Origin of the sequence: Methylocapsa sp. D3K7 (assembly GCF_029855125.1) — a bacterium.
Taxonomy (GTDB): Bacteria; Pseudomonadota; Alphaproteobacteria; order Rhizobiales; family Beijerinckiaceae; genus Methylocapsa.
The window spans coordinates 607,595-625,461 of record NZ_CP123229.1; the positions used below are offsets into that span (position 1 = coordinate 607,595).

Genomic DNA, 17,867 nt, shown 5'->3' on the forward strand with positions numbered 1-17,867 from the left:
TGAGCTTTGAGCTTATGCTTGTCGATCGTGATTGCAGATTTGCCGCGCCGGGGCGCATGAAGGGGTGCAGATGACAGTGGGTGCTGACTTTATCTTGGACGCCCTCGTGCAGGAAGGGCTGACTCATCTGTTCCTGGTGCCGGGCGGGTTGGTCGATCCTTTTCTTCCGGCCCTGGCGCGGCAGTCACAATTGCAGCCCATCGTCGCCGCGCATGAGGGTGGCGCCGCTTATATGGCCGATGGCTACGCCCGCGCGAGCGGCCATTTCGGCGCCGTGCTCGGAATCGGCGGGCCGGGTCTTTGCAACATGGCGACGGCCATCGCCGCCGCGAAGACCGATTCCTCGCCCATTCTTGCACTCAGCGGCGAAGTCCCCATCGACATGGAAGGGCTTGGTGAATTTCAGGACGCGAGCCAAGCCACGCTCAACGATACAGCGGTCGTGAAGCCGCTCACCCGCATGTCGATGACGATCGTCAGCGCCCGCAACCTCCACCACTGGCTTCGGCATGCGCTGACCGCGATGTGGGGGATGCCGCGCGGGCCGGTGCATCTGTCATTGACGCGCGACGTGCTCGTCGGCGAATGCACATCGGAGTACGCGCCGGTCTCTGCCTATTACAAGGCCCACGCAACTCTGGACAGACCGGCGGCCGAGGCGGCGCTGGCCCTGCTCGGCAAAGCGGCCGGACCAAAAATCGCTTTTCTCGCCGGAGCGGGTGTCGAGCATGACGTTGGCGCCGCGACGTTGCGGGCCGTCGCGGAACAATGGTCGATTCCCGTCGCAACGACGCTGCGCGCCAAGGGCGTGTTCCCGGAAGATCATGAGCTCTCGCTTGGCGTCTTCGGCTATGCGGGCACCCGTCACGCGACAGCAGCAATCCTCGATAGCAAAATCGACGTGCTGATCGTTCTGGGTTCCGGCTTCAATGAACGGGACACGATGCATTGGACTCTGCGTGAACAGGCCGATGCGGAGACCGTCATTTTGCATGTCAACACCGACATGGACGAACTGACCGCGCATAGCGTGCCCGCCCATTCCGTGCTTGGCACCTGTCATGGGTTTCTCGATCTGATGCAGGAACGCGCAGCAGCCCTTGAACCCGCGCTCTTACCCGGCGTCGCGCAACGCCAAGCATGGCTAGCAAAAATCAAACAAGAGCCTCGCCTCTACGATATCGAAAATTGCGACAGGCCGATAAAACCCATTCATCCCGCCGCCGCTGTGGCGGCCCTGCGCAAGGTCTTTCCGCGCGATGGGATCATGCTCGTCGATTCCGGCGCGCATCGCGCCTTTGCCGGTCACTATTGGTCCAGCTATGAACCGCGCACCTATATCTCCGCCACCAATCTTGGACCGATGGGCTGGGCGATCCCGGCGGCCGTTGGGGTTCAATGCGCGCAGCCCGATCGCCGGGTTGCCGTCATCACCGGCGATGGCTGTATGCTGATGCATGGGTTGGAGGTGCAAACCGCTGCGCGCTACGGGCTGCCGATCATCTATGTGGTGTTAAACAATGGCGCGCTGGGCAATGTCTGGCTGCGCGCCCATCAGTTGGGTGCCCTGCCCTCCGAACTCACGACCATCCCCGATCATGACTGGGCGAGGTTCGCGCGCTCGCTCGGCGCGCAGGGCTTCACGGTCACCGATCCGGCGGACCTCCAAGGAGTCTTTCAGAAGGCGCTCGCGGCCAACGGACCCGTGCTCATCGATATCAAAGCCGACAAAAATTGCCCGACACCCGTTTATGATTTCGCGGCGGGGGTGAAGGCGTGGTCCTATCATGAATAGAGGACAATCATGAGCGTTCTGCCGCTTGACCCCGCAAAACTCCCAGCCGAAGGACAGGCGCTTTTTGCGACGCTCTCGGCGAAGCGCAAGGCGCGCGGCGCGGACTTCGGCGGCCCCTATATGGCTCTCCTCAATCACCCCGAATTGGCGCGGCGGATCGAGGAGCTGGGGTTCTTTTTGAAATTCGAGGGTGTGCTGCCACGCGACGCCTATCAGTTCATCGTGCTAACGGTGGCGCGAGCGACCGGCGCCGCCTTCGAATGGCACGATCATGTGCAACACGCGCTCGCCGCCGGGCTGTCGCAGGAGCTGGTTGACGGCATCGCCGCGGGAAACACGGAGACGCTTCCAGAGCCTTACGCACTGCTGCGCGAGATCCTGGCGAGGACAATGTCTTGGCAGGATGTGCCCGACGATTTGCAAGCGCAAGCCCTTGCTGAATGGGGTGCGGAGGGATTGGTCGAGATCGTGGTGCTCTCGGGATTTTATCAGATGTTCGCGGCCATCAACCAAGGCTTTTCCATCACCCCCCCGCCGTGCGCCCCATCAGGGCGGCCGTAGCCCTGTCGGAACCGAATGGGAGCGAAAATTGCATGAGCCATGAGGCGGTTCGTACCCGTCTCGCTTCCAGGGGGGAAGCTGCGGGGCCATTCACTCTGCCGCAACTTAGGAGGGGAACATGGATGTGCTCACACGCTCCTATGATGCCGCCCGCACGGGCGCCAATTCGCAGGAGACAATCCTTACGCCGCAGAAGGTCGGCAACAATCTCCTGATCCGGCAGACGAGTCTGCACGTGAACGACGATCCCCGTATCGAGGCGCAACCCCTTTACGTCAAAGGTGTCGACATCGGTGGCAAGCGGCATGACGTGGTTTACGTCAGCACGATGGCGAACAATGTCTGGGCTTTCGATGCCGCCGATGGCAAACCGCTCTGGCCGCAGCCCGTCCATCTAGGGCGGCCGATAAAACCGCAAGGTACCGAAATCGATCTGTTTGGCATCAACCAGCTTTGGGGTATCCTCAGCACGCCCGCAATCGATCGCGTCACCGGCACGATGTATGTTGTGTGCTGGACCAGCCCGGATGGCACCGTCGCCCGTGCGATCCATCAGCTGCATGCAATGGATATTCGTAACGGGCAGCCTGTTCATAATCCTTTGACGATCGCGGCGAATGCGCAAGCGCAGGGCAAGCCTCAGGTGAGTCTCATCCCATCGCATCAAAAGCAGCGCTCTTCACTGCTTCTGACAATCACCAAAGGCCCCGGCGGCGAGACTCGAAAAACGCTGTTCGTCGCGTTCGCCATGACCCATGAGGAGCATGATCCGGCGCATGGCTGGATAGTCGCCTTTGACCTCGCGGACTTCCGCCAGACCGCGGCATGGTGCACGACGCCGAATGGCAGCGGTTGCGGCATCTGGCAGGCCGGCCAGGGACCGGCGGCAGACGAATCGGGCGACGTCTATGTCATGACCGGAAATTACGGCGTGGAGGACGCGCAGAACAATACGGCGCGGCCCGCCGCGGGTGATTTGGCCGACAGCCTCGTGAAGTTGCACTACACCCCGCCCCCGGCTCCGGGTGCAGCGGGACGGCTCGAAGCCGTTGCTTGGTTCACGCCCTTCGCGGATGCTGACCGCAACCGCAACGGCGAGGATAATTTTCAAGATTACGATCTCGGCTCCGGCGGCCCCGTGCCTTTGCCCGGCCTGCCGCTTGTCGTCGGCGCAGGCAAGGATGGTGTCCTCTATGTGCTGGACAAGGATACCCAGCGTTTGGGACGCGGCTCGAATTTCGGTGTCCTGAAGCAGCAGCCGATCTTCTTCACCTACTTCCCTGGTTTTGGCATCGATGCGGCGCAAGTCCACAACCTTGATCGTTTGTTCGACGGCAAGACGCATCATCTGCACGGCACGCCCGCCTTTTGGCACAGCCCAACACACGGGCCGATGCTGTTCGTTTGGGGCGAGAACGAATGTCTTCGTGCCTGGAAGGTCGATCCGAAAGGCACGGTGACATTCTTCGCCAAAAGTGCGGAAATTGCGTCGGCCGGGATGGGAGGCAGGGGTGGAATGCCAGGCGGCTTTTTGGCGGTCAGCGCAAACGGCACGCAGCCCAATACCGCAATCGTCTGGGCGCTGGCGCCAATCTCAGGTGACGCCAACAAGCATGTGGTTGCCGGAATCCTGCGTGCATATGATGCGACCGCGCTCGACCCGATACAAAACACCGACGGCACTCCGCGCCTGAAACTCCTATGGGATTCCACCCACATTCCCGGCAACCACTTCTTTTTCAGCAAGTTCTGCCCGCCTGTGGTCACTGACGGAAAAATATTCGTGCCCACTTACGACGGGCGGGTGGACGTCTACGGCCTCGTTCGTCCGTCACACGCGGGACCAACGCCGACCAACGCGCGGCGCACGGACTTGGGTTAGTCCGCCACTAGCGGCTTCGCAAATAGGGGCCTTAAATCTCGTGCGCCGGTTCGAGCGCGCAAGCGATATGCTCGTCCACTTCGACTTGGATCGTCACATGGCCGATGTGGAAGCGCTCGTGCAGATGGTGCGCGAGATGGACCAGAAATTCGTCGCCGGGGTGGCCGCCGGGCATCAGGCAATGGCAGGTCAAGGCGGTGTCGCTGGTGCTCATCGGCCAAATATGCAGATCGTGGATCGCGGCAACGCCCGGCTGTGCCTTGAGAAACGCATCGACCTCGTCCGGGTTGATCCCGGCGGGCACCGCGTCAAGCGACATGCCGACGCTGTCGCGCAGCAGGCTCCATGTGCCCGCCAGAATGACCCCAGCGATCACCAGGCTCGCGAGCGGATCGAGCCGCGTCCAGCCGGTGAGCAAGATCACCCCGCCCGCCGCCACAACGCCGACCGATACAAGGGCGTCATAGGCCATATGCACAAACGCCGCCCGCACATTGATGTCGCCCTTGCGGCCCGACGCGAACAGCCAAGCCGTCACGCCATTGATTACGACGCCGATGGCTGCAACCACCATGACAGTGACGCTGGCGACGTCGCTGGGTTCGATGAGGCGGCGCACACCTTCGACCGCGATCGCGCCCACCGTCACCAGCAACAGCATGGCATTGGCAAGCGCGGCCAGAATGGTGCCACGCCGGAGACCATAGGTATAGGTTTGCGAGGGCGCCCGCCGGGCCAGCACCGTCGCGGTCCATGCCATCACGAGTCCAAGCACATCCCCGAGGTTGTGCCCGGCGTCGGCAACCAGAGCCATCGAGTTCGCGAGCAGGCCATAGACCGCTTCGGTAATGACGAAGCCAAGATTAAGGGCCGTGCCGATGGCAAAGGCTGTCCCGAAATCCTTTGGCGCGGGGGCGTGGGTATGACCGGCACTGGTCCCATGATGGTGCCCGTGGTGATCATGATCGTCGTGTTCAGCCATCGGTCCTGCTTCCCTCGGCCGCCCGCGACAAAGCTCCGAGGCCCTTCGGAAACCTCTAGTTCTTGTCCTTATCGACGAGCTTGTTGGCGCCGATCCAAGGCATCATCGCGCGCAGCCTCGCGCCGACTTCCTCGATCTGATGAGAAGCGGATTTTGCCCGCATGGCTTTGAAGGAGGTCTGATTGACTTCGTTCTCAAGCATCCAATCGCGGGTGAATCTGCCGGATTGAATGTCACCCAACACGCGCTTCATCTCGGCTTTGGTCTGCTCCGTCACGATCCGCGGACCGCTGACATATTCCCCATATTCGGCGGTGTTCGAAACCGAATAATTCATATTGGCGATGCCACCCTCATAGATGAGATCGACAATGAGCTTGACCTCATGCAGACATTCGAAATAGGCCATCTCCGGCGCATACCCCGCCTCGACCAGGGTTTCGAACCCGTTGCGGATCAGCTCGACGAGACCGCCGCAGAGCACCACCTGCTCGCCGAACAAATCCGTCTCGCATTCTTCCCGGAACGTCGTCTCGATGAGACCCGCGCGGCCGCCGCCGATCGCCGCCCCATACGACAAGGCAAGGTCATGCGCATTGCCGGACGGATTGCGGGCAACCGCGACGAGACACGGCACGCCGCCGCCGCGTTTATATTCCGAACGCACCGTGTGGCCAGGCCCCTTCGGCGCGACCATCAACACATCGAGATCGCCGCGCGGCTCGATCAAATTGAAATGAATGTTGAGGCCATGCGCGAACATCAAGGCCGCGCCTTGCTGCAGATTGTGTTCGAGATGGTCGCGATAGATGTCGCGTTGCAATTCGTCGGGGGCGAGCAACATCACCACCTCGGCCCATCTGGCCGCGTCGGCGACGCTCTTCACGTCGAGTCCGGCCGCGGCGGCCTTCTTGGACGAAGTGGAATCCTGGCGCAAGGCGACGCAGACATTCTTGACGCCCGAATCCTTGAGGTTCAGAGCATGAGCATGGCCTTGGCTTCCATAGCCGATGATCGCGACTTTCTTGGCCTTGATGAGGTTGATATCGGCATCGGAATCATAATAAACGCGCATGGTGTTCGTGGTCCTGTTCGTGGGGAATCCGGTTTCCGTCGTGGCCGGCTGGCGATCCCATTGGGCAAGCGTTCCAACTGGGCTCCGGCAAAGGGTAGGTTCTGTTAAACGATCCTCTTGGCGGCTCCTGCCAATATCATTCCGTCAAATCACGAGGCAAGACCAAGAAGGGCCGCCAAACGTCCGCGTACATCACTTAGCAGTTCGCCGTCGATCTTTCCGATGGGCGGCGACACCACCCGTCTTTTATCAATGGACTTCATCTGATCGATGAGAATTTGTCCTTGAATGGGTGACCCTTCCGCCAAAGCAAGTTTGAATGGCCAAAGTTTGGAACTGCGAGTGACCGGACAAACGATGATGAACGACGATTGCTGATTATAGGCTTCCTCCGAAATGATAAGAGCCGGCCTGCGCCCTGCCTGCTCGTGCCCCAAAGCGGGGTTGAAATCAACCCATATCAAGTCTCCCGCGCGCAGCAACGCAACGTCTCCGTTCAAGGGTCCCGCGGCGGCACGTCGGGCCAAGGAGCTTCCACGGCGCTCCAATCCTCGATGGGAGGCTCATGATCGGGCGCAAGGCGGCGCATTTCGGCGACCAAATCCTCAATTCGATAAACAAAACGGGGCTTCACCGGCGTCATTCGCACCTCTTTGCCCTCGACGGTGAGATCGATTTCCTGCCCGGGTTTTAGTGCCAGTTCGTCGACGAGCGGCTTCGGCAAGCGAATGGCCGAGGAATTCCCCCATTTGGCAATCTGCACACGCATAATCATCTCCGCATTGGATATACAATGTATATCCATGGGCGCCAATTGTCGAGGAGTTGTTCTCAGTGAGATCGGCGCAAGGTTTAAGTTGGATTTGGGCCGCGCGACATGGCGGCAACCCCGGTGCGCGACACTTCGACGAGACCGATCGGCCGCATGAGCTCGATGAACTGATCGATCTTGCCGACCGCGCCTGTCAGCTCGAACACAAAACTCTCGATGGAGGCATCGATCACCCGGGCACGAAAAGCGTCGGCAAGCCGCAAGGCCTCGTCACGGTCTTGACCGGTGCCGGCGACCTTGATCATCGCGAGTTCGCGCTCGACCGCATTGCCCCGCAAGGTGAGATCCGTGACTTTATGGATCGGCACCAGCCGTTCCAGCTGATGGCCGATTTGCTCGATCGCTTCGGGCGTGCCCGAGGTGACGATGGTGATGCGCGAGAGATGTTCCGCATGCGCCACTTCGGCGACCGTCAGGCTCTCGATATTGTAACCGCGACCGGAAAAAAGTCCGACGACGCGGGCGAGCACACCCGGCTCGTTATCCACCAGGACCGAAAGCGTATGCACTTCGATGTTGGGTTTACCGATGGCCGAGGAATAGGGCGACAGCGGCGGCGCGGGAGCGTTCATGTCATTACACCAGCATCTTGCCGGCGGCATCGATCGCGGCTTCGAGGTCCGCGTCATGGCCCGGCAGAATCATCTCATTATGCGCCTTGCCGGACGGTATCATCGGCAGGCAATTTTCGGTTTTGTCGACGACGCAATCGAAGATGACCGTGTTCGGGGTCTCGATCATCTCGACGATCGCATCATCGAGTTTGGCAGGGTCCGAACAGCGGATTCCATGCGCGCCATACGCGTCCGCAAGCTTGACGAAATCCGGCAGCGCTTCTGAATAGCTCTCGGAATAGCGGCCATCGTGCAAGAGTTCCTGCCATTGCCGCACCATCCCCATATATTCATTATTGAGGATGAAGACCTTGACCGGCAGGCGGTATTGCGCGGCCGTCGAGAGTTCTTGGATATTCATCAGGATCGAGGCCTCGCCGGCGATGTCGATGACGAGCGCATCGGGATGCGCCATCTGCGCGCCGATCGCCGCCGGAAGCCCGTAGCCCATGGTGCCGAGGCCACCCGATGTCATCCAGCGGTTCGGCGCCTCGAAGTGATAGTGCTGCGCCGCCCACATCTGATGCTGGCCGACTTCCGTCGTGATATAGGTGTCGCGCGCCTTCGTCAGCTCGTAGAGACGCTGCACCGCATATTGCGGCTTGATGACATCCTTCGAGTTCTTGAAGGACAGCGATTTGCGTGACCGCCATTTGTCGATTTGCGCCCACCATTTTGCGAGCGCGGCCTTGTCGGGTGCAAGGTCGCGCGCCCGCCAGGCGTCAAGAAGCTGGCGCAGCACATGCGCGCAATCCCCGACAATGCCGAGATCGACCTTCACATTCTTGTTGATCGAGGAGGGATCGATGTCGATATGAATCTTCTTCGAGCCAGGCGAGAAAGCGTCGAGCCGCCCGGTGATACGATCATCGAAGCGGGCACCGATGGCGATCATCAAATCGCAATCATGCATCGCATTGTTGGCCTCGTAGGTGCCGTGCATGCCAAGCATCCCGAGCCAATTTTTGCCCGACGCCGGATAAGCGCCGAGCCCCATCAAGGTCGAGGTGAGCGGAAACCCCGTGAGGTCAGCCAGTTCGCGCAGCAGCCGCGAGGCCTTGGGGCCGGCGTTGATGACGCCGCCGCCGGTATATAAAATCGGCCGCCGTGCCGCCGCCATCAGGGTGACGGCCTGCTGGAGCTTGTCCAGATCGCCATCGAGTTTCGGCCGGTAGGTCTTGTGCTCGATATTGCGCGGCCCGATATACGTGCCGATCGCAAATTGCACGTCCTTGGGAATATCGATCACGACCGGACCCGGACGCCCGTTTTGCGCCACATAAAAAGCCTCGTGCAGAATTCGCGGCAGATCCTCGATCTGGCGGACGAGGTAATTGTGCTTGGTGCAATGACGGGTGATACCGACGGTGTCGCATTCCTGAAAGGCGTCGGACCCGATGAGATGGGTCGGCACCTGGCCGGTGATGCAGACCACCGGGATCGAATCCATGAGCGCATCGGTCAAACCGGTCACCGCATTGGTGGCGCCAGGCCCCGAGGTCACCAACAACACACCCGCTTTGCCGCTCGAACGGGCAAAGCCTTCGGCCGCATGGGCGGCGCCTTGTTCGTGGCGCACCAGCACATGCTTGATGTGTTTTTGATGAAACAAGGCATCGTAAATCGGCAGGACGGCGCCGCCCGGATAGCCGAAAATCGTGTCGACTCCCTGATCCCGCAACGCGCGGACAACCATCTCCGCGCCGCTCATCACATTGGTCATCGTTGGCTCCAAGGCTCCCCGCGAGAGAGAGTGTTCGCGATTTCCAGCATTTGGGCAATAAAAAAGGCCCCTGAGGGCCTCGGATATGCGCCAGTCGAGGCTGCGGAAGTTAATTCCGGCCCTTCTCCAGCGCGCAGTCTACGATAAGCTTGGTCAAAAGACTCTCCCGTCGCTTTGACGTTTTGAATAGCTAGCCGAAGCTGGCGCGAGGGTCAAGCGCGAAAACCTCGAGCCCCGCGATGTGGGCGGGGCCCGGCGGTGTGCCTTCTCAATTGTCCAAAAAGCTTCGCAGCTTCCGCGAGCGCGACGGATGTTTCAGCTTGCGCAGCGCCTTGGCTTCGATCTGGCGGATACGCTCGCGGGTCACCGAGAACTGCTGGCCAACTTCCTCAAGCGTGTGATCGGTGTTCATGCCGATTCCAAACCGCATCCGCAGCACGCGTTCCTCGCGTGCCGTCAACGAGGCGAGCACCCGTGTCGTCGTCTCGCGCAGATTCGACTGGATCGCCGCGTCGATCGGCAGAATGGCGTTTTTGTCCTCGATGAAATCGCCGAGATGTGAATCTTCCTCGTCGCCGATTGGGGTTTCGAGCGAAATCGGCTCCTTGGCGATCTTGAGCACTTTGCGCACTTTTTCGAGCGGCATGGCAAGCTTTTCCGCAAGCTCCTCGGGAGTTGGCTCCCGGCCAATCTCATGCAGCATCTGCCGCGACGTGCGCACGATCTTGTTGATCGTCTCGATCATATGCACCGGAATGCGGATCGTTCTTGCTTGATCGGCGATACTGCGGGTGATCGCCTGCCGTATCCACCAAGTGGCATAGGTCGAGAATTTATAGCCGCGCCGGTACTCGAATTTATCGACGGCTTTCATCAAGCCGATATTGCCTTCCTGAATCAAATCCAGGAATTGCAAACCGCGATTGGTGTATTTCTTGGCGATCGAGATGACAAGGCGCAGGTTCGCCTCCACCATTTCCTTCTTGGCCTGCCGCGCTTCCCGCTCGCCTTTTTGCACGAGATGAACGATCCGGCGGAATTCCTGAATCTCAAGCCCAGTCTCGGTGGCGAGGTTATGAATTTCCGACAGGAGATCCTTGATCTGCTCCTTCGCCCGGGCGACGAAATCCTTCCAGCCACGGCCGCCGAGTTTTGACACCCGCAAAAGCCATTTCGGGTCGAGCTCGGAGTTCTGATAATTTTTGAGAAAATCCTCGCGAGTGACCCCTGAGCCTTCGGCGAGGCGCAACAGCTTCGTCTCAAGCCCGATCAAGCGCCGGTTGATGTCGTAAAGCTGATCGACCAGCGCCTCGATCCGGTTCGGATTGAGGGAGAGCGATTTGACATCGACAACGATTTCCTTCTTGAGCGCTTTGTACTTGCGCTCCTGCGACGGGGTCAGCGTTTCATTCTTCAATTTGTTGACGACGTTCTGATCCTGCAGACGCCGGAGCTTCTTATAGGTCCCGGCGATCCGGTCAAAGGTATCGACCACCTTGGGTTTGAGTTCGGCTTCCATCGCCGACAGCGAGACCGAATTTTCCATGTCGTCTTCATCGTCAAAGGCGTCCTCTGGAATTGGCGCGTCGCCGCCATCTTCCCCTGCGGGACGCAGGCGCGCGGGCGGGTCGATCGGCGCGATCGCCGGAGCCTGCTGTTGCTGCTGCTGCAAGGCGAGCGCCTCGGCGGCGCCCGGCGCCGTCATATCGATCTTCGGCGTATTCTTACCATCGGGGCCGGCATAGGTCGCTTCAAGATCGATGATGTCGCGCAGCAGAACTTTGCTTTCGTTCAGTTCGTCACGCCATATAATAATCGCCTGAAACGTCAGCGGGCTCTCGCAGAGCCCGGCGATCATCGCCTCGCGGCCCGCCTCGATGCGCTTGGCAATGGCGATCTCGCCCTCGCGCGACAGGAGTTCGACCGAACCCATTTCGCGCAAATACATCCTGACGGGATCGTCGGTGCGATCGGCGGGCTCGGACGAACGCGTCGTAACCGCCTTGGACTGCACGGCCTCGACCAGATCGCCGCCCTGCGGCTCTTCCTCTTCCTCGCCAGCCTCGTCGGCGGCCGCTTCGTCCTGCTCTTCGTTCTCGACGACGTTGATGCCCATTTCATTCAGCATCGACAAAATATCTTCGATCTGCTCGGAATTCACTTCCTCCGACGGAAGCACGGCATTCAATTCGGCATAGGTGACAAAGCCCCGCTTTTTGGCGAGCTTGATCATCCGCTTGACGGCGGCATCGGTGAGATCGAGCAAAGGGCCGTCGGCGACTTCGACCGTGCCGCGCTCCGCCTCGGTTGTCTCACTGTCCTTTTTCGCCATCAATGGCCTCCAAATTCGAGGATTTATGTATTTGCCGGAAGTTTACCGGTCACGAACCTTGCCGGTTAATCTGCCACTATGAGTTAATGACTGACCGCCACGAATGATCGCCACTCCTGGCCGGTAAAAGACTTTCCTTCGCGACGTGCTGCAACCGTTTATCATCCACAATCCCGCACCGCGATCAGGCTTTCAACGCCGCCGGTTGGCCCGCACACACTTATAATGACCCGCCAGGCCGACCAGATTGAACGCCAAAACCATCTATCGCGGCCTCGATCCCCCCGAGTGCCGACAATTGCGCCTGAATATCCTTGAGACGGCCGAGATTAGCTTCGCTGGAATCCTTACCTAGCGCCAATTCCGCCAATTGCAACTCCTTATGTAACGCCCTGGCGCGGCGATGCAAGCTTAAGGCTTGCTTCAAAACCTCCCCGGCGTCAGCCTCGGCGGCCTCGGGTTTGAGATACCAGTGCGATGCATGCGCCGCCATGGCGTCCAGCTTTCGCAGAACAGGCGCGAAACCCTGATGCTCTACGGCACTGCGAAGGCTTGCCGCAGCGTCGCCCGGCTGGCCCTCCCCGGCGGCCGCCGACGAAGAGTAGGCAATGAGCGCATCGCGCAAAGCTCCCGCTTCGGAGCTGGAAAAACCAATCTCGGCCAAATCCTCGACATATGAGCCAATCAGTCCCGGGTGACTGAGAAGAAGCAATAAAATCAATCCTTCACGCGCTGGAAGGCGCGACTGTCCAGGCCGGAACAAGGGGGAGGTCATGAGATTTCGGCTCACCTGCGGCGGGAGAGTCAAATCGGTTTGGAGCCCGCCAACCCTTTGCCAGGAGGGTCTGGATCCGGGGGTCCTGGCGGCCCCCCTGAACGGGCGGGAGGGGTCTCTCGTAAAGAACGGCCGGCCAAACAACCGCGGCAGGCGCGCCTTGAATTCCGCCTGATAATAGCGGTGCAGCGTCTCGTCCCTGATGTCCCGGACGATCTCGCCAAAACGCCGCTCGAGCCCGGCGCGGCGTTCGGGTGTCGCGAAGATTTTGTTTTCGGTCTCCCGGATCCAGATCAAATCCGCGAGCGGCTGTGCCTGGGCCAGCAGCTGCGAAACCGCCTCACGCCCCCCCGCGCGGGCGAGATCATCCGGATCTTCGCCTTCGGGCAAAAGCGCGAAGCTCAAAGACCGGCCCGGCCCGATCAGCGGCAGCGCCATGTCGATGGCCCGGTATGCGGCCTTGCGGCCCGCCCGGTCGCCATCGAAACAAAGCACGGGCTCTTCCGCCATTTTCCATAAAAGTTCGCATTGCTCGGCGCTCAAGGCGGTGCCAAGCGGCGCGACCGTGGCTTCAAACCCCACCGATGCCATCGCAATCACATCGATATAGCCCTCGACAACAATGAGAGGCGTTCCATCATGCGCGGCCTTGCGGGCGCGATGATGATTAAAAAGGATGGCGCCTTTGTGGAAGAGCGCCGTTTCCGGCGAATTGAGATATTTTGCCTGGGCGTCCTTGGCGAGCGCCCGGCCGCCAAAGGCGATGACCTTGCCGCCCGCATCATGGATCGGAAACATGATGCGGTCGCGGAAACGGTCATAGGGGACCGCGATCTCCTCGCCATGGATCAAAAGCCCGGCCTCGATCATCGCTGGCACGGGGATTCCCCGGGCCGCGAGGGCATCCCGCAAGGCATATTTTTCCGGCAAGGCGTAGCCCAGCTGAAACCGGCCCTGCGTTTCGGAATCGAGGCCGCGCCCGGCGAGATAAGCGCGGGCGGCGCTCCCGTGCCCTCCAGCAAGTTGCGTGCAAAAATACGCCGCCGCGAGCGCCAACACTTCATGCAGGCTTGTGCGGGCTTTCTCTTCCGCCTCGGCCTCAGGCGAAACGCGCGGCAGGGCGAGCCCCGCCTCATGGGCAAGCTGTTTGACCGCCTCCGGAAAACTCAGCCCCTCGGTTTCCATCAGAAAATCGAAGATATTGCCATTTTTGCCGGCCGAATGATCAAACCAGGCCATTTTCTGGTCATTAACGAAGAACGAGGGTGTCTTTTCGGAGTTGAAGGGGGAGAGGCCCTTCCATTCCCGCCCTGCCCTTAACAATTTGACGCGGTGGCGCACAACCTCCGATACCGGAAGCCGGGCTTTGATCTCATCGAGAAAGGACGGCGGAAATCGCATGGTCGCACCACCGAATCAAAGGCGCGGCGAACCGTAAAGAACTATCATACTTATCCCGCCAATTCACAGGCAGGCCGGACGTCATCTGTGATGCAGCTGGTCATTCTCGGCGATATGCGCTTGCCAATCGTGGCGCTCAAGCTCTGGATCGAGATGCTCCTCCAGCGGCCGCCCCACGCAAAGGTATGCGACAAGCTTCCAGGCTGGCGGAACCGCGAGGGCGCGGCAAACCTCCACGGGATCGAGGATGGAGACCCAGCCGACGCCAAGACCTTCGGCCCGCGCCGCGAGCCATAAGGTGTGCACCGCCGCAACCACGGAATAGTCCAGCATCTCCGGCATGGTTTTGCGGCCAAGGCCGGCGCCTGCGTCCGTCGCATGGTCGCAGAAGACCGCGAGGTGGACAGGCGCTTCGCGCAGCCCCGAGAGTTTGAGATTGGCATAGCGCGCCGCCCGCTCCCCTTCATAGCAGGCCAGCGCCGCCGCGTTGCAGGCTTGGAAATTGGCCAGCACCACGTTCCGCGCGGACGGCGTTTCGACGCTGACGAAGCGCCAGGGCTGGCTGTTGCCGACCGATGGGCCGCGGGCCGCCGTGCGCACCAGCGCCTCAATGATCGACGGCTCCACAAGGTCCGGCTTGAAACGGCGCACGTCCCGCCGCCATGCGAAAAGGTCAGCCAAGCGGGCGCGAAAAACTTCGTCGAATTGCGGCGGATCGCCCTGCCCTGCCCCGCGCTGCACCGCCGCCTCCGCTGAAAAGTTTCTTTTCTTAAAGCATCCGCTCAGTTCGCGAAGCGGAAATGCAGCACGTCGCCGTCCTCGACACTATACTCTTTCCCCTCAAGGCGGAATTTGCCCGCCTCGCGCGCCCCGGCCTCACCGTTGCAGGCCACATAATCCGCGTAGGAGATGGTCTCGGAGCGGATAAATCCCTTTTCGAAATCGGTGTGGATCACGCCCGCCGCTTGCGGCGCCCTGGTGCCTTGCGGGATCGTCCAGGCGCGCGCTTCCTTCGGCCCCACCGTGAAAAATGTGATCAGCCGCAACAGCCCATAGCCCGCCCGGATGACACGGTTGAGCCCCGGCTCCTTGAGACCCACGGCTTCGAGATAGTCCTTGCGCTCCTCCTCGGCCAGGACCGCGATCTCGCTCTCGATCTTCGCTGACACGATCACCGCGCTCGCGCCTTCTTCCGCCGCTCGCCCCTGCACGGCTTTGGAGAACTTATTGCCGTCGGCGGCGGCGGCTTCCTCGACATTGCAGACATAGAGCACCGGCTTCGACGACAGCAGCCCGAGACCGTCAAAGAGCTTTTGCTCCTCGGGTTTGACTTGCGCGAGCCGCGCCGGTTTGCCCTCCCGCAGCAGGACAAGACAGCGCGTCGCAAGGTCAAGCAGCTCCTTGGCTTCCTTGTCGCTGCCCTTGGCTTTCTTTTCCCAGGCGCTCGCCCGCTTCTCCAAGCTTTCGAGATCGGCGAGCATCAATTCGGTTTCGATCGTCTCGATATCATCGATGGGCGAAATCTTGCCTTCGACATGGGTGATGTCGCTATCCTCGAAGCAGCGGACGATATGGGCAATCGCGTCGCATTCGCGGATATTCGCCAAAAACTGATTGCCGAGCCCCTCCCCCTTCGAGGCGCCGCGCACCAGGCCCGCAATATCGACAAAGGTCAGCCGCGTCGGAATGATCTCCTTGGAGCCGGCAATTTTGGTGAGTGTTTCAAGCCGCGCGTCCGGCACCGCGACATCGCCGACATTCGGCTCGATGGTGCAAAAAGGATAGTTCGCCGCCTGCGCCGCCGCCGTCTGCGTCAGCGCATTGAAGAGAGTCGATTTGCCGACATTGGGCAGACCGACGATGCCGCATTTGAAACCCATGGTGAGATTGCCTTATGGTGCCGCGAGGCGTTTGGAAAATTCGGGGTTGAAGGGATTGGCGATCCGCATGCCGGAAATCACACGGCCGTCTTGGAGGTCCTCGGAAATGAACAGCTTGCAGCCCGCCATGAGAGCCGAGGCGACCAGCAAGGCATCCCACCATTCAAGGCCCGCTTCGTCCTGAACCGCCCACGCCTTTGCTGTCGTTTTCGCATCGAGGGGAGCGATGCACCATGGCATGAGATGCGTCAAATAGCTTCGCGCCGCATCCAAGGGCACGAGCCGCCGCCGCTGGGTGAGAACCTGATAACATTCATTTAGATTTTGCGGGCTCAGGGCCAAGGTATGGCTGGCGATCGCCTGTCTCAGCACATTCGCCGCCGTGCCGCGCTTCACGGGATCGGCCGGATCGAGGGCGTAAATCAGAATGTTCGTGTCGATCAAGAGCCGCGCGGTCATAAAGCTCGTCCCGTTTGGGCAAACCAGCGGAAAGCCCAGGAAACCCCGGACCGCTCAAGAACACTTCGAGACCGGCGATCTGATCCTTGCCGCGCCCCATGCGGGTTTCCAAGAGAGCGCTCACAAAAGCCGACATGCTTGATCCCGCCTTGGCGGCCTCGATCCGCAGCCATTCGGCGACATCCTCGGGCAATGTGATGGTGACATTTTTCATGACACGGATATCGTGTGACACAGGTTCTGTGTCAAGCTCCGAGATGTGTTCTGAAAAAGTCGCCCGAAAATTTGCCCCAGTTTAGAAACATGTCGATGACTCCGAAGGCGAAGAGGCCGTAGCCCCAATATTCCAGCGGGAGCCCGAAGAACATGCTCTTTTTTCCGGGATGATCGAGGGTCCGGCCATAGTAGACGCAAGGCGGCCCCCAGAACAAAAACAATAAAACGCTGGTTGTTTCCCGGCTCAGATGGAATGCGGTGCCGACGCCCCCCGCGATGAATACGGCCACGAGAAAGAAAACGGCGACCAAATATCCAAAACGAGAAAAGAATTCCATGATTTGCCCCGCGTCCACCCATGCAAAATTGTGCTTCGTCATATCGCCAAAAGGCGTGCCGCCGCCAGCGGCGATTTCAACGCCGCAAAAGAAAGTCCGAAGCGCCGCAGGCAAAGCTTGCCTTAAACCGAACGGCCGCCGTCAAGCGTGAAGGGGTTTTGAAGTCAAGGACGGCCAAAAGGCCGAGATGAACCCTTCACTGGACTACAGACCGAGGTGCCCCCTCAGCCATGTGATAATAGGCGCCACATGAGGTCCCAAGGTCTCTATAATCTTTGACCAACCTTCGTAGCCTGCGTAGGCAGTCGGGCCAAATTTTACCGCTTTCCAAAGTGCGTTGGTGCCGCTAGCCACAATAAAGCGCCATTCCCGAACGGGATCGAGAGGGCCGAGTGGGTCAGGAGGCGGCGATGGCGGCGCAGTGTTGAAACTTGCTGCGTCTGTATCAATGGTCGAGCCTGGGGGAAGAGGCTGTGCGATAGCACCGAGCGATTCTGAGACACTTGGCTCGAACAGTGTAGGAGTATTATCCTCCACAACCTTAATAATATTTTCAATCGCATCCATTGGCAGTGGGGCTTCCAAATGCCCACTGCGCACGGACTCGTAGAAATCTTCCGTTGCGGGATAATAGGCACGAAGCCCGATATGTTGTTCGAGAAGAACCTTGAGTTTTGCGGCGAAAGGCACTGGAAGCATGTCCAAGTCGCCGGCAAACATTGAACGGATGATACGAGCCTCGGCATCCGCCAGAAGAAAATTTCCATCTTGAAGTTGAAGCGGAAGATATGCGACGTATAGATCAAGCGTTTCCGCATAATCGATTCGTGCATTCCATCTTCCACTTCTAAGCAATCGTGCGGTATCGGTTGCTAGAACCCGGCAAGCTTCGAGCCTATTCTTGTGATCTTGCTCACCGCCTTTGAACGGAAACACCGGCCAATTTTCTGGAGAAGCGACAACGGTGATCGTAGCTTTTGATGTCCATCCGAAAGAAACCGC

At 60.0% G+C, this 17,867-nt stretch carries 16 protein-coding genes; 3 read left to right on the plus strand and 13 right to left on the minus strand.

All coding sequences use genetic code 11. The features are described 5' to 3' along the window. Positions 1–70: 70 nt before the first annotated feature. The 3 genes from QEV83_RS02745 (at position 71) to QEV83_RS02755 (ending at position 4,238) form a co-directional block, all read left to right on the plus strand. On the plus strand, positions 71–1,795 hold the full coding sequence (locus QEV83_RS02745) for a thiamine pyrophosphate-binding protein (protein ID WP_280129757.1): 1,725 nt from the start codon (positions 71–73) through the stop codon (positions 1,793–1,795). Positions 1,796–1,804: 9 nt separating this feature from the next. Then, positions 1,805–2,356, plus strand: coding sequence for a carboxymuconolactone decarboxylase family protein (locus QEV83_RS02750; protein WP_280129758.1), 552 nt, complete (start codon positions 1,805–1,807; stop codon positions 2,354–2,356). A gap of 118 nt (positions 2,357–2,474) precedes the next feature. Continuing rightward, complete coding sequence (locus QEV83_RS02755) at positions 2,475–4,238, plus strand: hypothetical protein (RefSeq protein ID WP_280129759.1); 1,764 nt, start codon at positions 2,475–2,477, stop codon at positions 4,236–4,238. A 31-nt stretch (positions 4,239–4,269) separates the two neighbouring features. On the opposite strand, the gene QEV83_RS02760 is transcribed toward QEV83_RS02755, so the two are convergent. The 13 genes from QEV83_RS02760 to QEV83_RS02820 all read right to left on the minus strand — a co-directional run bounded on the left by QEV83_RS02760 (position 4,270) and on the right by QEV83_RS02820 (position 17,801). Beyond that, on the minus strand, positions 4,270–5,220 hold the full coding sequence (locus QEV83_RS02760) for a cation diffusion facilitator family transporter (RefSeq protein WP_280129760.1): 951 nt from the start codon (positions 5,218–5,220) through the stop codon (positions 4,270–4,272). A gap of 55 nt (positions 5,221–5,275) precedes the next feature. Next, positions 5,276–6,295 carry a ketol-acid reductoisomerase gene (gene ilvC / locus QEV83_RS02765; protein WP_280129761.1) on the minus strand — a complete coding sequence of 340 codons (1,020 nt, stop codon included), beginning with the start codon at positions 6,293–6,295 and terminating at the stop codon, positions 5,276–5,278. A 149-nt stretch (positions 6,296–6,444) separates the two neighbouring features. Further along, the gene (locus tag QEV83_RS02770; RefSeq protein WP_280129762.1) at positions 6,445–6,822 is read right to left on the minus strand and encodes a type II toxin-antitoxin system PemK/MazF family toxin; all 378 of its coding nucleotides are present in this window, start codon (positions 6,820–6,822) and stop codon (positions 6,445–6,447) included. Continuing rightward, complete coding sequence (locus QEV83_RS02775; protein WP_280129763.1) at positions 6,792–7,064, minus strand: AbrB/MazE/SpoVT family DNA-binding domain-containing protein; 273 nt, start codon at positions 7,062–7,064, stop codon at positions 6,792–6,794. Before QEV83_RS02775 ends, QEV83_RS02770 begins: the two co-directional genes overlap by 31 nt. Before the next feature lie 83 nt (positions 7,065–7,147). Then, entirely contained in the window at positions 7,148–7,699 is a 552-nt protein-coding gene (ilvN, locus tag QEV83_RS02780) for an acetolactate synthase small subunit (RefSeq protein ID WP_280129764.1), read from the minus strand. Between the two features lie 4 nt (positions 7,700–7,703). Beyond that, positions 7,704–9,464: an acetolactate synthase 3 large subunit gene (locus QEV83_RS02785; protein WP_280129765.1), complete on the minus strand. Its 1,761-nt coding sequence runs from the start codon at positions 9,462–9,464 to the stop codon at positions 7,704–7,706. 268 nt (positions 9,465–9,732) lie between these two features. Then, the gene (gene rpoD / locus QEV83_RS02790; RefSeq protein ID WP_280129766.1) at positions 9,733–11,796 is read right to left on the minus strand and encodes an RNA polymerase sigma factor RpoD; all 2,064 of its coding nucleotides are present in this window, start codon (positions 11,794–11,796) and stop codon (positions 9,733–9,735) included. A gap of 220 nt (positions 11,797–12,016) precedes the next feature. Further along, a complete protein-coding gene (gene dnaG / locus QEV83_RS02795; RefSeq protein WP_280129767.1) occupies positions 12,017–13,972 on the minus strand; it encodes a DNA primase in 1,956 nt (651 codons plus the stop codon). Positions 13,973–14,053: 81 nt separating this feature from the next. Continuing rightward, the gene (gene bluB, locus QEV83_RS02800) at positions 14,054–14,713 is read right to left on the minus strand and encodes a 5,6-dimethylbenzimidazole synthase (protein ID WP_280129768.1); all 660 of its coding nucleotides are present in this window, start codon (positions 14,711–14,713) and stop codon (positions 14,054–14,056) included. Positions 14,714–14,754: 41 nt separating this feature from the next. Beyond that, on the minus strand, positions 14,755–15,852 hold the full coding sequence (ychF, locus tag QEV83_RS02805) for a redox-regulated ATPase YchF (protein ID WP_280129769.1): 1,098 nt from the start codon (positions 15,850–15,852) through the stop codon (positions 14,755–14,757). Between the two features lie 12 nt (positions 15,853–15,864). Continuing rightward, complete coding sequence (locus QEV83_RS02810) at positions 15,865–16,311, minus strand: PIN domain-containing protein (protein WP_280129770.1); 447 nt, start codon at positions 16,309–16,311, stop codon at positions 15,865–15,867. Positions 16,312–16,556: 245 nt separating this feature from the next. Further along, positions 16,557–16,979 (minus strand): hypothetical protein, encoded by a 423-nt coding sequence (locus QEV83_RS02815; protein WP_280129771.1) that lies wholly within the window; start codon positions 16,977–16,979, stop codon positions 16,557–16,559. Positions 16,980–17,069: 90 nt separating this feature from the next. Further along, a complete protein-coding gene (locus QEV83_RS02820; protein ID WP_280129772.1) occupies positions 17,070–17,801 on the minus strand; it encodes a hypothetical protein in 732 nt (243 codons plus the stop codon). Positions 17,802–17,867 lie beyond the last annotated feature (66 nt).

Bases quoted from the DNA above. Each gene is read 5' to 3' on its own strand.
- QEV83_RS02775 (WP_280129763.1), bottom strand. From the start codon at position 7,064: ATGCGTGTGCAGATTGCCAAATGGGGGAATTCCTCGGCCATTCGCTTG.
- ilvC (WP_280129761.1), bottom strand. From the start codon at position 6,295: ATGCGCGTTTATTATGATTCCGATGCCGATATCAACCTCATCAAGGCC.
- QEV83_RS02785 (WP_280129765.1), bottom strand. From the start codon at position 9,464: ATGACCAATGTGATGAGCGGCGCGGAGATGGTTGTCCGCGCGTTGCGG.
- QEV83_RS02760 (WP_280129760.1), bottom strand. From the start codon at position 5,220: ATGGCTGAACACGACGATCATGATCACCACGGGCACCATCATGGGACC.
- dnaG (WP_280129767.1), bottom strand. From the start codon at position 13,972: ATGCGATTTCCGCCGTCCTTTCTCGATGAGATCAAAGCCCGGCTTCCG.
- QEV83_RS02810 (WP_280129770.1), bottom strand. From the start codon at position 16,311: ATGACCGCGCGGCTCTTGATCGACACGAACATTCTGATTTACGCCCTC.
- rpoD (WP_280129766.1), bottom strand. From the start codon at position 11,796: ATGGCGAAAAAGGACAGTGAGACAACCGAGGCGGAGCGCGGCACGGTC.
- ilvN (WP_280129764.1), bottom strand. From the start codon at position 7,699: ATGAACGCTCCCGCGCCGCCGCTGTCGCCCTATTCCTCGGCCATCGGT.
- QEV83_RS02750 (WP_280129758.1), top strand. From the start codon at position 1,805: ATGAGCGTTCTGCCGCTTGACCCCGCAAAACTCCCAGCCGAAGGACAG.
- ychF (WP_280129769.1), bottom strand. From the start codon at position 15,852: ATGGGTTTCAAATGCGGCATCGTCGGTCTGCCCAATGTCGGCAAATCG.
- QEV83_RS02745 (WP_280129757.1), top strand. From the start codon at position 71: ATGACAGTGGGTGCTGACTTTATCTTGGACGCCCTCGTGCAGGAAGGG.
- QEV83_RS02755 (WP_280129759.1), top strand. From the start codon at position 2,475: ATGGATGTGCTCACACGCTCCTATGATGCCGCCCGCACGGGCGCCAAT.